At 67.3% G+C, this 13,800-nt stretch carries 12 protein-coding genes and 1 pseudogene; 4 read left to right on the forward strand and 9 right to left on the reverse strand.

Annotated features, from left to right (window positions below; all coding sequences use genetic code 11):
* Positions 1 to 158 precede the first annotated feature (158 nt).
* The 4 genes from E8M01_RS35105 to E8M01_RS19010 all read left to right on the forward strand — a co-directional run bounded on the left by E8M01_RS35105 (position 159) and on the right by E8M01_RS19010 (position 3,264).
* The gene (locus tag E8M01_RS35105) at positions 159 to 1,322 is read left to right on the forward strand and encodes a hypothetical protein (protein WP_170181691.1); all 1,164 of its coding nucleotides are present in this window, start codon (positions 159 to 161) and stop codon (positions 1,320 to 1,322) included.
* A 561-nt stretch (positions 1,323 to 1,883) separates the two neighbouring features.
* Positions 1,884 to 2,177, forward strand: a complete 294-nt coding sequence (locus tag E8M01_RS19000; protein ID WP_136961558.1) for a hypothetical protein — start codon at positions 1,884 to 1,886, stop codon at positions 2,175 to 2,177.
* A gap of 298 nt (positions 2,178 to 2,475) precedes the next feature.
* Positions 2,476 to 2,757: a hypothetical protein gene (locus E8M01_RS19005; protein WP_136961559.1), complete on the forward strand. Its 282-nt coding sequence runs from the start codon at positions 2,476 to 2,478 to the stop codon at positions 2,755 to 2,757.
* A 246-nt stretch (positions 2,758 to 3,003) separates the two neighbouring features.
* Positions 3,004 to 3,264, forward strand: a complete 261-nt coding sequence (locus E8M01_RS19010) for a hypothetical protein (protein ID WP_136961560.1) — start codon at positions 3,004 to 3,006, stop codon at positions 3,262 to 3,264.
* 141 nt (positions 3,265 to 3,405) lie between these two features.
* Here the strand turns inward: E8M01_RS19010 and lpdA are convergent, their stop codons facing one another.
* The 9 genes and pseudogenes from lpdA to sucC all read right to left on the reverse strand — a co-directional run.
* Positions 3,406 to 4,803 (reverse strand): dihydrolipoyl dehydrogenase, encoded by a 1,398-nt coding sequence (gene lpdA / locus E8M01_RS19015; RefSeq protein ID WP_136961561.1) that lies wholly within the window; start codon positions 4,801 to 4,803, stop codon positions 3,406 to 3,408.
* A gap of 37 nt (positions 4,804 to 4,840) precedes the next feature.
* Positions 4,841 to 5,587 (reverse strand): SDR family oxidoreductase, encoded by a 747-nt coding sequence (locus E8M01_RS19020; protein WP_136961562.1) that lies wholly within the window; start codon positions 5,585 to 5,587, stop codon positions 4,841 to 4,843.
* A 56-nt stretch (positions 5,588 to 5,643) separates the two neighbouring features.
* Complete coding sequence (locus E8M01_RS19025; RefSeq protein WP_136961563.1) at positions 5,644 to 6,012, reverse strand: hypothetical protein; 369 nt, start codon at positions 6,010 to 6,012, stop codon at positions 5,644 to 5,646.
* Positions 6,009 to 6,452: a VOC family protein gene (locus tag E8M01_RS19030; protein ID WP_136961564.1), complete on the reverse strand. Its 444-nt coding sequence runs from the start codon at positions 6,450 to 6,452 to the stop codon at positions 6,009 to 6,011. The genes E8M01_RS19025 and E8M01_RS19030 overlap by 4 nt, the downstream gene beginning before the upstream one ends.
* A gap of 25 nt (positions 6,453 to 6,477) precedes the next feature.
* On the reverse strand, positions 6,478 to 7,710 hold the full coding sequence (gene odhB, locus E8M01_RS19035) for a 2-oxoglutarate dehydrogenase complex dihydrolipoyllysine-residue succinyltransferase (RefSeq protein ID WP_136961565.1): 1,233 nt from the start codon (positions 7,708 to 7,710) through the stop codon (positions 6,478 to 6,480).
* Positions 7,711 to 7,763: 53 nt separating this feature from the next.
* Positions 7,764 to 10,730 (reverse strand): 2-oxoglutarate dehydrogenase E1 component, encoded by a 2,967-nt coding sequence (locus tag E8M01_RS19040; RefSeq protein ID WP_136961566.1) that lies wholly within the window; start codon positions 10,728 to 10,730, stop codon positions 7,764 to 7,766.
* Between the two features lie 132 nt (positions 10,731 to 10,862).
* Complete coding sequence (gene sucD / locus E8M01_RS19045) at positions 10,863 to 11,753, reverse strand: succinate--CoA ligase subunit alpha (RefSeq protein WP_136961567.1); 891 nt, start codon at positions 11,751 to 11,753, stop codon at positions 10,863 to 10,865.
* Positions 11,754 to 11,776: 23 nt separating this feature from the next.
* A complete protein-coding gene (locus E8M01_RS19050; protein ID WP_136961568.1) occupies positions 11,777 to 12,157 on the reverse strand; it encodes a hypothetical protein in 381 nt (126 codons plus the stop codon).
* A 426-nt stretch (positions 12,158 to 12,583) separates the two neighbouring features.
* Positions 12,584 to 13,774, reverse strand: a pseudogene (gene sucC, locus E8M01_RS19055) (ADP-forming succinate--CoA ligase subunit beta); the annotation flags it as partial.
* Positions 13,775 to 13,800 lie beyond the last annotated feature (26 nt).

Here is a 13,800-nt window from a genome sequence, read left to right on the forward strand (position 1 = left end):
ACTCGCCGACCTCACGGCAGGCATGGCGATCGTGGTCGTTCTTGAGGCGGACCTCGGCAAGGAGATCGAGAAAAGGCGGCGGGTTTCCCCGCCGCCCTGATCATGGCCGCACTGTCCGATCAACGACGCGGCGCGCGCTGGCACCCATAGGCGACGCCGTGGACGTTGTACTGGCAGTTGATGTAGCGAGGCAGGTCCGGCACGAGGAAGCCGGCATTGCCGCCGCCTGCGCCCGCACCATCACCGCCGCCACCACCACCACCGCCACCGCCGCCACCCGCGGCACCGCCGCCCGGGCCTGCGCCGCCACCGCTGCTGCCGCCGCCGCTGCTGCCGCCACCGCTGCTGCCGCCACCGCTGCTGCTGCCGCCACCGCTGCTGCCGCCGCCGCTGCTGCCGCCACCGCTGCTGCCGCCACCGCTGCTGCCGCCACCGCTGCTGCCGCCACCGCTGCTGCCGCCGCCGCTGCTGCCGCCACCGCTGCTGCCGCCACCGCTGCTGCCGCCGCCGCTGCTGCCGCCACCGCTGCTGCCGCCGCCGCTGCTGCCACCGCCGCTGCTGCCGCCACCGCTGCTGCCGCCACCGCTGCCGCCACCGCTGCTGCCACCGCCGCTGCTGCCGCCACCGCTGCTGCCGCCACCGCCGCTGCCACCGCCGCCGCCGCCGCCGCTGCCACCGCCGCCGCTGCCACCGCCGCCGCCGCCGCCGCTGCCACCGCCGCCGCTGCCGCCACCGCCGCTGCCGCCGCCGCCGCTGCCACCGCCGCCGCTGCCGCCACCGCCGCTTCCGCCGCCGCCGCCGCTACCACCGCCGCCGCCGCCGCTACCACCGCCGCCGCTTCCGCCGCCGCCGCTACCACCGCCGCCGCTTCCGCCGCCGCCGCCGCCGCCGCCGCTTCCGCCGCCGCTGCCACCGCCGCCGCCGCTTCCGCCGCCGCCGCTTCCGCCGCCGCCGCTTCCGCCGCCGCCGCTTCCGCCGCCGCTACCACCGCCGCCGCTACCACCGCCGCCGCCGCCGCTACCACCGCCGCCACTACCGCCGCCGCCGCTACCACCGCCGCCGCCGCTTCCGCCGCCGCCGCTACCACCGCCGCCGCTTCCGCCGCCGCCGCTTCCGCCGCCGCCGCTACCACCGCCGCCGCTACCACCGCCGCCGCTACCGCCGCCGCCGCTACCACCGCCGCCGCTTCCGCCGCCGCCGCCGCTTCCGCCGCCGCCGCTACCACCACCGCCGCCACTACCGCCGCCGCCGCTACCACCGCCGCCACCACCACCGCCGCTGCCACCACCGCCGCTGCCGCCGCCGGCGGCTACGGCATCTGAGTAGCTGGAGAACAGAAGGCTGGCGCCGACGCTGACACCGACACCGAGCGCCAGAGCAAGCGCGCTGGCGAGTGCGAATGACGTAAGACGAGACTTGGACATGACGAACTCCCTGTCTGGGTTCGGCGACGCCCGGCATTCGTTGCTGGGAGGAAAGGTCAGGCGCCGCTACGGGGCCGTTCGGCTTTCCGTCGCCTTGAGATTGCTTTGCTGATGCATGTCTGCTTTCACGTTGCTGGCCTCGATAGTTTTACGAAAATCCCATGGAACTGGATGAACCGGCGGCGAATAGCCGGTGGCTTGCGCGCCACGACGGGGCCGCGCCGCGCCGAAGCTTGCGGCTTGCCGTGTCAGTCCCGTCCTTGCCGGCGCGGCCATCCGCGATACGGCCCCGCCATCGCGATCACCGGCTGTCGGGCCAATGCTGAGCCGGCTTCGGTCGCGTGGGGACCGATCTCCCGCTGCCGGCGATGAACCAGTTCCGAGCCAGGAGCGACCAATGGTCATGGCCCTGCCCGGCGATCCAGCCCGGTTACGCCTCAATCAGGAAGGGAACACACCATGTCGAAGTCTCGTTTCACATCGATGGCCCTGGCCGGCGCGTTCGCGGTCGGGCTCGGCATCGCTTTTTCCGGCATCGCGCAGGCGCAGAATGGCGGCGGTGGTGGCGGCGGCGCGGGCGGCGGCAGCGGCGGAGACGGCAATGCCGGCTTTGTCGTCGATGGCATCAGCGCCGTGTCAAATCAGAACGGTCGTGGTCGCGGTCCCGCGCTGGCGCCAGCCGCCACCGAAATGGCGTGCCACTACAATGTTCACGGCATTGCCTATCGCTGCGAGCGTGTCGGCCGCCGCTGAATGCAGGCAGCCAGACTGAGATGGGCGGCGGAGCGATCCGCCGCCTTTCTTGTTGCGGCCTGTGCACGGCCGGCCCCGGTTCGGGCCGCGGCCAGGAGTGCTGGCACACGGCACGCGATCGACGTTGGTTCGCCCCAACCGTCATCGGCACCTTCCGGTTCGGGCGGCAAGAATTCGTCCGAGAATCGCCAAGGACGAGATTTTTCGGTGAACCCTTTTGCCGGCCACCACCACCCATGTTCATCGGACCGCTTCGCCATTCCGCGACGGTGACCGCCCCTGAAACGGAGATACCAACATGTTGAAATCGCGTTCCAATTCGACTCTCCTCGCCGGCGCGCTCGCGCTTGCACTCGCCGCCTCCTTCTCCGGCCTGGCCGAAGCTCGCGGCGGCGGTGGCGGCGGTGGTGGCGGCGGTGACGGCAACGCCGGCTTCCTGGCGCTGGAGCCGACCATCAGCCAGGTCAACATCCCGCCGAGCCGCGCCCGCGGGTCCGGCGTGACGGCTGCCACCGCCGAGGGCTGCGTGGTCTATTATCATCGCTACTTGGGTCCGATCTGCGAGCGTGGTCAGCGCTGACATCTTCGCCGCGGACCGGGTTCCCTCAGGTCCAGGTTCGTTCTGGACCAAGACAAGAAGCGGCGGGGCAACCCGCCGCTTTTCGTTGTGCCCCCCGATATCGACGAACCGCCAAACGCGGCACAAATCGCTCCATCGGGATCGGGCTGAAATATTCGATGGCGTGTCGAACCTTTTTTGGAGCCACCGCGACCCATGGATAACCGGAGCGGCTGGACGCTCCGCAACCTCTCAAGGAGACCGACCATGACCCGCTTCAAGACCCTCGCTCTCGCCGCCGTCGCCGCCGTCACCCTGTCCGTCGCCGCCGCGCCGAAGGCAGAGGCCCGCTACTTCCCCTGGGGCGCCGTCGCCGCCGGTGCGGTGGTTGGCGGTGCTGCCCTCGCCATTGCCGGATCCCGCGCCTATGCCGCGCCGGTCTACGACTACGGCGACTGCTATACCGCTCGCCGCTGGGTCGACACCCCCTATGGCCCGGCTCTGCGCCGCGTTCGCGTCTGCGACTGATCGCAGAACCGGATCGCCCTTCAAACTCCTGATATGCCTGGAACCCTGGCGCGAGCCGGGGTTCTTGGCGTCCGATGGATCCGCCGACAAAAAAGCCCCGGTCCTGAGACCGGGGCCTTTGCATTTTGGGCTCGGCAGCCGTCAGGTATGGATGGCGCGCTTGTCGACGGCGAGAGCCGCCTCCTTGACCGCCTCCGACATGGTCGGATGGGCATGGGTCGAACGCGCGAGGTCTTCGGAAGATCCGCCGAACTCCATCAGCACGACGGCCTCGTGGATCATCTCGCCGGCACCCGCGCCCAGGATATGGACGCCCAGCACCTTATCGGTCGCGGCATCGGCGAGCACCTTGACGAAACCATCGGTCGAGCGGTTCGCCCGTGCGCGGCCATTGGCGGTGAACGGGAACTTGCCGACATTGTAGCTGATGCCGGCCGCCTTCAGATCCTCTTCCGACTGGCCGACGGTCGCGACCTCCGGCCAAGTGTAGACGACGCCCGGAATGCAGTCATAGTTCACATGGCCGGCCTTGCCGGCGAGGATTTCGGCGACCGCGATGCCCTCGTCCTCGGCCTTGTGGGCGAGCATGGGGCCACGCACCACGTCGCCGATGGCATAGATGCCCGGCACATTGCTGGCAAAATGGTTGTCGATGACGACCCGGCCGCGCTCGAGCGCGACGCCGGCCGCCTCGAGGCCGAGATTTTCGGTGAACGGCCGCCGGCCGATCGCCACCAGCACGACATCGGCCTCGATGGTCTGGGCGTTGCCGCCGGCCGCCGGCTCGACGGTGAGCGACACGCCCTTCTTCGAGGCCTTGGCGCCGGTCACCTTGGAGGCGAGCTGGAAGGTGATGCCCTGCTTGCCCATCAGGCGCTGGAACTGCTTGGCGACTTCCGCATCGGTGCCGGGCAGCACACGATCGAGATATTCGACGACATGAACCTCGCTGCCGAGACGCCGCCAGACCGAGCCGAGCTCGAGGCCGATCACGCCCGCGCCGATTACCACCAGCTTGCCCGGTACCTTGTCGAGCTCGAGCGCGCCTTCCGACGAGACGATCTGCTTTTCGTCGATGGCGACGCCGGGCAGCGGGGTCACTTCGGACCCGGTGGCGATGACGATGTTCTTGGTCTCCAGAACCTGGGTCTTGCCGTCATCGGCGGTCACCTGAACCTTGCCGGCGCCCAGGATCGTGCCGGTGCCGGTGAAGCTCTCGATCTTGTTCTTCTTGAACAGGAAGGCGACGCCGTTGACGTTGGCGTCGACCGTCTCCTGCTTGTGCGTCATCATCTGCTTCAGGTTCAGTTTCGGCTTCGGCACCTCGATGCCGAAGGCCGCGAAACCGTGACCGGCTTCATTGAACAGTTCCGAGGCATGCAGCAGTGCCTTCGACGGAATGCAGCCGATATTCAGGCAGGTGCCGCCATGGGTCTTGCGCTTCTCGACCACCGCGACCTTGAGGCCGAGCTGGGCGGCGCGGATGGCGCAGACATAGCCGCCGGGGCCGGTGCCGATGACGATGAGGTCGTAGGACATGAATGTCAGTCTCCGGGTGGGGGGTGAGGCGGCGCCGTCAGCGTCCGCCCGACACCGTGATGGTGGTTCCGGTCGTGTAGGAGGCCTCGTCCGACATCAGCCAGAGCACGGCGGCGGCGACCTCGTCGGCGGAGCCGCCGCGCTTCATCGGGATCAGATCGCGAAACCGCTCGACCCGGTCGGGCACGCCGGCGCTGGCATGGATCTCGGTATCGATCAGGCCCGGGCGCACCGCGTTGACGCGGATGCCTTCGGCCGCGACCTCCTTGGCAAGGCCAATGGTGAAGCTGTCGATCGCGCCCTTGGAGGCGGCATAGTCGACGAATTCATTGGGTGAGCCGAGCACCGAGGCGACCGAGCCCATGTTGACGATGGTGCCGCCCTTGCCGCCATGGGCGGTCGACATCCGGCGTACCGCCTCGCGGGCGCACAGGATCGAGCCGACCACGTTGATCGCCATCATGCGGGTCAGCCGCGCGGCGGAGAATTGGTCGACCCGCGATTTCTGGTCGACGACGCCGGCATTGTTGATCAGGCCGGCCAATGTCCCGAGCTTGTCGGCCGCGGCGAAAATCGCCAGCACGTCCTGTTCGACGGCAACGTCGCCCTTGACCGCGACAGCCTGCCCGCCGGCACCGGTAATGGCCGCGACCACCTCATCGGCAGCCGCTGCGTTGGACGCATAATTGACCACCACGGCATGGCCGCGCGCGGCCGCCATGATGGCGCAGGAGCGGCCGATGCCCCTGCCGGCGCCGGTGACGATGACGACTCCCTTGGACATCAGCTGCTCGCTTTCGAAGATCGGGATGAAAAGAACCAGGGCGTCGCGCCGGGCGTCTAGCCACGCACCGAGATGGGCGGATGGACCGGATCGGTGGTGCGGCAATCGCGGGTCACGCGCGGGCGCGGATAGTCGCGGGCGAGCGCGCAATAATAGCCCTCGCGAATACGCCTGACCGTGATCAGCCGATGCCGGCCCGACACCTCCAGGATTTCGATGTCGTCGGGCCCGCGCTGGCCGACCGTCAGCCGCTGGGCGCCGGGCAGCCAGGCCAGTTCGAAGCGCGTGCAATTGCGGTCGAACATGAAGCCGGACGAGCCGACCACCAGGCAGGCGCCTGGTCCGGCGCGGAAATCGTCATAGGGCGGAATGGCGCAGGCCGAGAGACCGGCCATCGCCACGGCGGCAACAACAAGGGCTCTCACTCGAACCGTCCTTCCGTCTTGGACGGCAGCGGCGCGCCGAGCGACCAGGAATGGCCGAACGGATCCTTGAGCCGGCCGTAACGCATGTCCCAGAACGTATCGGAGGCCGGCATGGTGACGGTCGCGCCGGCACGCGCGGCGCGTGCCATCGCCGCATCGACCTCGGCCGGGCTGTTCAGGTTGACGTGAACCGTGACGGTGGTGCCGCCGAGCATCGGCGGCGCCGCGACGTCGTTGCCATGTTCCGGGAAGTGATCGGACAGCATGATCTGCGCGCCGAAGACGCTGAGCGTGGCGTGGAGCAGGCGCTTGCCGTCCTCCGCCATTTGCTGAAACGCCGGGGTCGCGCCAAACGCCTTTTCGTAGAAGGCGATCGCCTCGAGCCCACCCGAAACCGTGAGGTAGACCTCGATCGGCGCGAAGGATGGGCTCTCGGCCATGACGTCGTCTCCGCTGGTTGCCGGCTTAGAGATCCATCACCAGGCGCGCCGGATCTTCCAGGCTTTCCTTGATACGGACGAGGAAGGTCACCGCCTCCTTGCCGTCGACGATACGGTGGTCATAGGACACCGCCAGATACATCATCGGCCGGATCTCGATCTTGCCGGCGACCACCACCGGCCGTTCCTGGATCTTGTGCATGCCCAGGATGCCGGATTGCGGCGCGTTGAGGATCGGCGTCGACATCAGCGAGCCGTAGACCCCGCCATTCGAGATGGTGAAGGTGCCGCCCTGCATCTCGTCGATCTTCAACTGGCCGTCGCGGGCCCGCCGGCCGAAATCGGCAATGGTCTTCTCGATCTGGGCGATGCCCATCTGGTCGGCGTCGCGCACCACCGGAACCACCAGGCCCTTGTCGGTGCCGACGGCCACGCCGATGTGGCAGAAGTTCTTGTAGATGATGTCGGTGCCGTCGATCTCGGCATTGACCGCCGGGATGTCCTTCAGCGCCTGCACGCAGGCGCGCACGAAGAAGCCCATGAAGCCGAGCTTGGTGCCGTGCTTCTTCTCGAACAGGTCCTTGTACTGGCTGCGCAGCGCCATCAGCTGCGACATGTCGACCTCGTTGAACGTGGTCAGCATGGCGGCGTTGTTCTGGGCTTCCTTCAGCCGGCGCGCGATGGTCTGGCGCAGCTTGGTCATGCGCACGCGCTCTTCGCGCGGCGCATCGGCGGCCGGTGAAGCGGGACGCGCGGCGGCCGGCACCGGGCTGGCCGGGGCGGGCGCCGAGACGCCGGCGGCGATCGCCGCCAGCATGTCGCCCTTGGTCACCCGGCCGTCCTTGCCGGTGGCGGTGGCGGCCGACGGGCTGACACCGCTTTCGGCGGCGATGCGCGCGACCGCCGGGCCGTTGTCGACGCTGCGGGCCGGATGGGGCGCAGCGGCGGGAGCTGGCGCAGGAGCGGCGGTGGCGGCCGGGGCAGGGGCGGCGGCCTTGGGCGCGGGCGCCGCCGCCGCGGCACCCTCGGCGATCTGGCCGAGCAGGGCCTGGACGCCGACGGTGGTGCCGGAATCGGCGACGATTTCGGTCAGAGTGCCCGAGGCCGGCGCATTGACCTCGAGGGTCACCTTGTCGGTTTCCAGCTCGACCAGTGGTTCGTCCTGCTTCACGGCTTCGCCGGGCTTCTTGAACCACTTGGCGACGGTCGCTTCGGTGACCGATTCGCCGAGCGTTGGAACGCGGATTTCGGTGGCCATGGAATATCGTCCTCAACGAGAATGTTCAGACCCGGCCCGATGGCCGGGCGGGATCAGGAAAAGGCCTCGTCCAGGAAGGCCTGGAGCTGGGCTGCGTGGCGCGACATCAGGCCGGTGGCGGTGGCCGCCGAGGCCGGGCGACCGACATAGCGGGCGCGCTTGGATTTGGAGCCGGCGGTACCGAGCACCCATTCCAGATAGGGCTCGACGAAGCTCCAGGAGCCCATGTTCTTCGGCTCCTCCTGGCACCAGATCACATCCGCGTTCTTGAAGCGGCCGATCTCGTGGGCCAGCGCCTTCAGGGGGAACGGATAGAGCTGCTCGACGCGCATCAGATAGACGTCGTCGATGCCGCGCTTGATGCGGTCTTCGTAGAGATCGTAATAGACCTTGCCCGAGCACAGCACGACGCGGCGGATCTTCTTGTCCTCGACAAGCTTGATCTCCTGGTTCGGCAGAACCTCCGCGTCGTCCCACAGCACGCGGTGGAACGAGGTGCCGGTCTCGAACTCGGAGAGTTTCGACACCGCGCGCTTGTGGCGCAGCAGCGATTTCGGCGTCATCAGGATCAAGGGCTTGCGGATGTCGCGCTTCAGCTGCCGGCGCAGGATGTGGAAATAGTTCGCCGGCGTCGAGCAGTTCGCCACCTGCATATTGTCTTCGGCGCACATTTGCAGGAAGCGCTCGAGCCGGGCCGAGGAATGCTCGGGGCCCTGGCCCTCATAGCCGTGCGGCAAGAGGCAGACGAGCCCGGAGAGGCGCAGCCACTTGCGTTCGGCCGATGAGATGAACTGGTCGAAGACGACCTGCGCGCCATTGGCGAAATCGCCGAACTGGCCTTCCCAGGCGACCAGCGCATTCGGTTCGGCGAGCGTGTAGCCGTATTCGTAGCCGAGCACGGCCTCTTCCGAGAGCATCGAATTGATGACCTCGTATTTGGCCTGGCCGCCGCCGATATTGTTCAGCGGCGTGTAGCGAGCCTCGGTCTCCTGGTCGATCAGCACCGAATGGCGCTGCGAGAAGGTGCCGCGTTCGCTGTCCTGGCCGGACAGCCGGACGCGGTGGCCGTCGGCCACCAGAGTGCCGAAGGCCAGCGCCTCGCCGGTCGCCCAGTCGATGCCCTCGCCGGTTTCGATCATCTTGCGGCGGTTGTCCATGAACCGCTGGATCGTCCGGTGCGCAGTGAACTTCTCGGGGATCTTGGTGATCGCCTTGCCGATCTCGACGAGGCGGGCGTGGTCGACGCCGCTCGCGCCGCGGCGCGGATCGTCGTCGGTGGAACCCGGTGCCTTGAGACCTTGCCAGCGGCCGTCGAGCCAATCGGCCTTGTTCGGCTTGTAGGACTGGCCGGCTTCGTATTCGCCGTCGAGCCGCGTGCGCCAGTCGGCCTTCATCGCGTCGAATTCGGCCTCCGTCACCACGCCTTCGCCCACCAGCTTGGCGCCGTAGAGGTCGAGCGACGACTTCAGGCCTCTGATCTTCTTGTACATCAGCGGCTGGGTGAAGGCCGGCTCGTCACCCTCGTTGTGGCCGAAGCGGCGGTAGCACCACATGTCGATGACGACAGGCTTCTGGAACTTCTGCCGGAACTCGGTCGCCACCTTGGCGGCGAAGACGACCGCTTCCGGATCGTCGCCGTTGACGTGGAAGATCGGCGCTTCGACCATCTTCGCGACGTCGGACGGATAGGGCGAGGACCGGCTGTAGCGTGGATAGGTGGTGAAGCCGATCTGGTTGTTGATGATGAAATGGATCGAGCCGCCGGTGCGGTGGCCCTTCAGGCCGGACAGGCCGAAACATTCGGCCACCACGCCCTGGCCGGCGAACGAGGCGTCGCCGTGGATCAGCAGCGGCATCACCGCGGTGCGGTCCTCCGGCGGGCAGCCGTGCTGGTCCTGCTTGGCGCGCACCTTGCCGAGCACCACCGGGTTGACGATTTCCAGATGCGACGGATTGGGGGTCAGCGACAGATGCACCTTGTTGCCGTCGAATTCGCGGTCGGACGAGGCGCCGAGGTGGTATTTCACGTCGCCCGAGCCTTCCACGTCGTCCGGCGCGTAGGAACCGCCCTTGAACTCGTGGAACAATGCGCGATGGGGCTTCGCCATCACCTGGGTCAGCGTGTTCAGGCGGCCGCGATGGGCCATGCCGATCACGATCTCCTTCACGCCGAGATTGCCGCCGCGCTTGATGATCTGCTCGAGCGCCGGGATCATCGATTCGCCGCCGTCGAGGCCAAAGCGCTTGGTGCCGGTGTAGCGCAGGTCGAGGAACTTCTCGAAGCCCTCGGCCTCCACCAGCTTCTGCAGAATGGCGCGCTTGCCCTCCTTGGTGAAGGCGATTTCCTTGTCCGGACCTTCGATGCGTTCCTGGATCCAGGCCTTCTGGGCCGGATCGGTAATGTGCATGAACTCGACGCCGAGCGTCTGGCAATAGGTGCGCTCGAGAATGCCGACCATTTCGCGCAAGGACGCGAATTCCAGACCCAGCACCTTGTCGATGAAGATCTTGCGGTCGTAGTCGGCTTCGGTGAAGCCATAGGAGCGCGGGTCGAGCTCCTCATGGGTCTTCGGCGGATCGAGGCCGAGCGGATCGAGATTGGCGTGCAGATGGCCGCGGGCGCGATAGGCGCGGATCAGCATCAGTGCGCGCACTGAATCGCGCGTCGCCTGCTGGATGTCGGTCTCGGCGACCGGCGCGCCCTTCGGCGCGGCCGTATCGGCGGCCCGCGCCTTCAGCTTGTCGCCGATGACCTTTTCGATCGCCGCCCAATTGCCGTCGAGCGCCGAGATCAGCTCGCCATTGGCAGCGATCGGCCAGTTCGGCTTGGCCCAGGACGGGCCTTCGGCATTCTTGGCGACATCGCCGGCATCGTCGCCCAGCGACTTGAAGAAAGCCTGCCATTCCGCATCGACGGAGGCGGGGTTTGCTTCGTAGCGGGCGTAGAGGTCCTCGATATAGGCGGCGTTGCCGCCATAGAGGAATGAGGTGAGCGCGATGGTCTCGTCTTGGCGTGCCATGATCGGTTCCTGCAGCGTTCTGGATCGCGGGCGGCGTGGTCGGTCCGCACTTCAATCGAACGCCTTATGGCGTCTTCTTCGGTGGTGGAAATCGGCCGGAAGCTGGCCGATTTCTTGTTCGTTCGGAGCGCCTCAGCGCTTTTTCTTCAGAAGGTCGACCAGCGTCTTGCCGAGCCTCGCCGGTGACGGCGAGACGCGGATGCCGGCGGCCTCCATGGCGGCGATCTTGTCGTCGGCGCCGCCCTTGCCGCCCGAGATGATCGCACCGGCATGGCCCATGCGGCGGCCGGGAGGCGCGGTGCGGCCGGCGATGAAGCCGACCATCGGCTTCTTGCGGCCGCGCTTGGCCTCGTCCCGGATGAACTGGGCGGCATCTTCCTCCGCCGAGCCGCCGATCTCGCCGATCATCACGATCGACTCGGTCTTCGGATCGGCCAGGAACATTTCCAGCATGTCGATGAATTCGGTGCCCTTGACCGGATCGCCGCCGATGCCGACCGCGGTGGTCTGGCCGAGGCCTTCCTGGGTGGTCTGGAACACCGCTTCATAGGTCAGCGTGCCCGAGCGCGAGACGATGCCGACATTGCCCTTCTTGAAGATATTGGCCGGCATGATGCCGATCTTCGATTCGCCGGCGGTGACGACACCCGGGCAGTTCGGGCCGATCAGCCGCGATTTCGAGCCTTCCAGCGCGCGCTTGACCTTGATCATGTCCTGCACCGGAATGCCCTCGGTGATGCAGATGATCAGCGGGATCTCGGCATCGATCGCCTCGCAGATGGCATCCGCGGCGCCCGGCGGCGGCACATAGACCACCGAAGCGTCGGCGCCGGTCTTGTCGCGCGCCTCGGCCACCGTATCGAACACCGGCAGATTGAGATGGATCTGGCCGCCTTTGCCCGGAGCAACGCCGCCGACCATCTTGGTGCCATAGGCGATCGCCTGCTCGGAATGGAACGTGCCATTCTTGCCGGTGAAGCCCTGGGTGATGACCTTCGTCTTCTTAGTGATGAGAATGGACATTCATTGCTCCTTTGCGGTGACGCTCAGCCACGCGCGATGAGATTTTGCAGCCAGGGGCCGACGAAGAACGCCGCGGCGAACACGACCAGGCCGAGACCGGCGAGCTTGCCGCCGTCGCTGCGGCGGCCGGCTATGGCGCCGCTGACCACGGCGCCGGTGACATCTGGTCCATCCGGCACCACGTTGCGCACCATCCGGCGCACGATGGCATAGGGTATCGTGTCGATCGCGCCGCTGATGGCAGCCTCGCCGGTCTTGAGCGTCTTGCTCTGTGTGACCGCCGTATAGGCACTGGTCGCCTGCAGCCTCGTGAAGATTTTGCCGGCAAGGCCGAAAGCCACGAAGATGACGATGCCCCACGCGAACAGGGCGAGGCCGGCGAGGGCGAGCAGCGTCGTGATCATGCCAGTCTCCTTCGCCTGCCGGTTCGCGTGGTCATCGCCTTACTTCTTGGCTTTGGCGGCCGATTTCTTCTTCGGCGACGCGCTGCCCGATTTGGTCGACACGGTCTTGGCCGCGGCAGCGGCTTTCGCCGCGCCCTTGGCCGGGGTGGCACCCTTGACCGCCGACTTTGTCGAGCTTGCCGGTCCGGCAACCTTCGGGACCACGACGGAGGTCTTGGCGGCCGACTTGCCGGGGCTATTGGCCACCGTCTGCGACCCGCCTTTCGCCGCGGTTGCCTTGCCGGCGGGCTTGCCGGCCGAAGCCTTCGCGACGGGGGCCTTGGCCGCAGGAGCCTTGGCCACCGGAGCCTTGGCCGCCGGGGCCTTGGCGGCGGCCTTCTTGCCGGACGCGCCCTTGTCCTTGGCGCCTTGGCCCTTGGCGCCTTGGCCATTCACCGCGGCGACGATCTTCTGGGCGGCGTCATCAAGGTCGTCGGCCGGGATGACGTTGAGGCCGGAGGACCGGATGATCTGCTTGCCTTCCTCGACATTGGTGCCTTCGAGCCGCACCACCAGCGGCACTTCCAGGCCAACCGTCTTCACCGCGGCGATGACGCCGCGCGCGATGACGTCGCATTTCATGATGCCGCCGAAGATATTGACCAGGATGCCCTTCACCTGCGGATCGGCGGTGATGATCTTGAACGCCGCGGTGACCTTCTCCTCGCTGGCGCCGCCGCCGACATCCAGGAAGTTCGCCGGCTCCTCGCCATAGAGCTTGATGATGTCGAGGGTGGCCATGGCCAGACCCGCGCCGTTGACCATGCAGCCGATCGTGCCGTCGAGCGCGATATAGGCCAGGTCATATTTCGACGCCTCGATCTCCTTGGCGTCCTCTTCCGTCTCGTCGCGCAGCGCGACCACGTCGGGATGCCGGTACAGCGCGTTCGAATCGAACGACACCTTGGCGTCGAGCACCTTGATCTTGTTGTCCTTGGTGACGATGAGCGGATTGATCTCCAGCATCGCCATGTCCTTGGCGACGAAGGCCTTGTAGAGGATGGCGGCAACCGCTTCGGCCTGTTTGGCGAGGTCGCCGGTCAGGCCGAGCGTCTTGGCGATGGTGCGGCCGTGATGCGGCATGAAGCCGGTGGCCGGGTCGACCGAGAAGGTCTTGATCTTTTCAGGGGTCGCATGCGCGACCTCCTCGATATCCATGCCGCCCTCGGTCGATACGACGAAAGCGGTGCGGCCGGTCTCGCGATCGACCAGCATGGAGAGGTAGAATTCCTTGGCGATGTCGGAACCGTCCTCGACATAGAGGCGGTTGACCTGCTTGCCGGCCGGGCCGGTCTGGATCGTGACGAGCGTCGAGCCGAGCATCTGCTTGGCGAACTCGGCCACCTCGTCGATCGACTTGGCGAGCCTGACGCCGCCCTTTTCACCAGCCGCCTTTTCCTTGAACTTGCCCTTGCCGCGGCCGCCGGCGTGGATCTGGGACTTCACCACCCAGAGCGGGCCGCCGAGCTTCTTTGCCGCATCCTTGGCTTCCGACGGCTTGAAGATGGCAATGCCGTTGGAGACCGGCGCCCCGAACTCCTTCAGAAGCGCTTTCGCCTGGTATTCATGGATGTTCATCGCATCTCTCGCTTGGCGGTCTGGCC

The sequence above is a fragment of the Phreatobacter stygius genome, from assembly GCF_005144885.1.
GTDB lineage: Bacteria > Pseudomonadota > Alphaproteobacteria > Rhizobiales > Phreatobacteraceae > Phreatobacter > Phreatobacter stygius.

Coding starts and splice junctions, on each gene's coding strand:
- E8M01_RS19000 (WP_136961558.1), top strand. CDS start 1,884: ATGTCGAAGTCTCGTTTCACATCGATGGCCCTGGCCGGCGCGTTCGCG.
- E8M01_RS19005 (WP_136961559.1), top strand. CDS start 2,476: ATGTTGAAATCGCGTTCCAATTCGACTCTCCTCGCCGGCGCGCTCGCG.
- E8M01_RS19010 (WP_136961560.1), top strand. CDS start 3,004: ATGACCCGCTTCAAGACCCTCGCTCTCGCCGCCGTCGCCGCCGTCACC.
- lpdA (WP_136961561.1), bottom strand. CDS start 4,803: ATGTCCTACGACCTCATCGTCATCGGCACCGGCCCCGGCGGCTATGTC.
- E8M01_RS19020 (WP_136961562.1), bottom strand. CDS start 5,587: ATGTCCAAGGGAGTCGTCATCGTCACCGGCGCCGGCAGGGGCATCGGC.
- E8M01_RS19030 (WP_136961564.1), bottom strand. CDS start 6,452: ATGGCCGAGAGCCCATCCTTCGCGCCGATCGAGGTCTACCTCACGGTT.
- odhB (WP_136961565.1), bottom strand. CDS start 7,710: ATGGCCACCGAAATCCGCGTTCCAACGCTCGGCGAATCGGTCACCGAA.
- E8M01_RS19040 (WP_136961566.1), bottom strand. CDS start 10,730: ATGGCACGCCAAGACGAGACCATCGCGCTCACCTCATTCCTCTATGGC.
- sucD (WP_136961567.1), bottom strand. CDS start 11,753: ATGTCCATTCTCATCACTAAGAAGACGAAGGTCATCACCCAGGGCTTC.
- E8M01_RS19050 (WP_136961568.1), bottom strand. CDS start 12,157: ATGATCACGACGCTGCTCGCCCTCGCCGGCCTCGCCCTGTTCGCGTGG.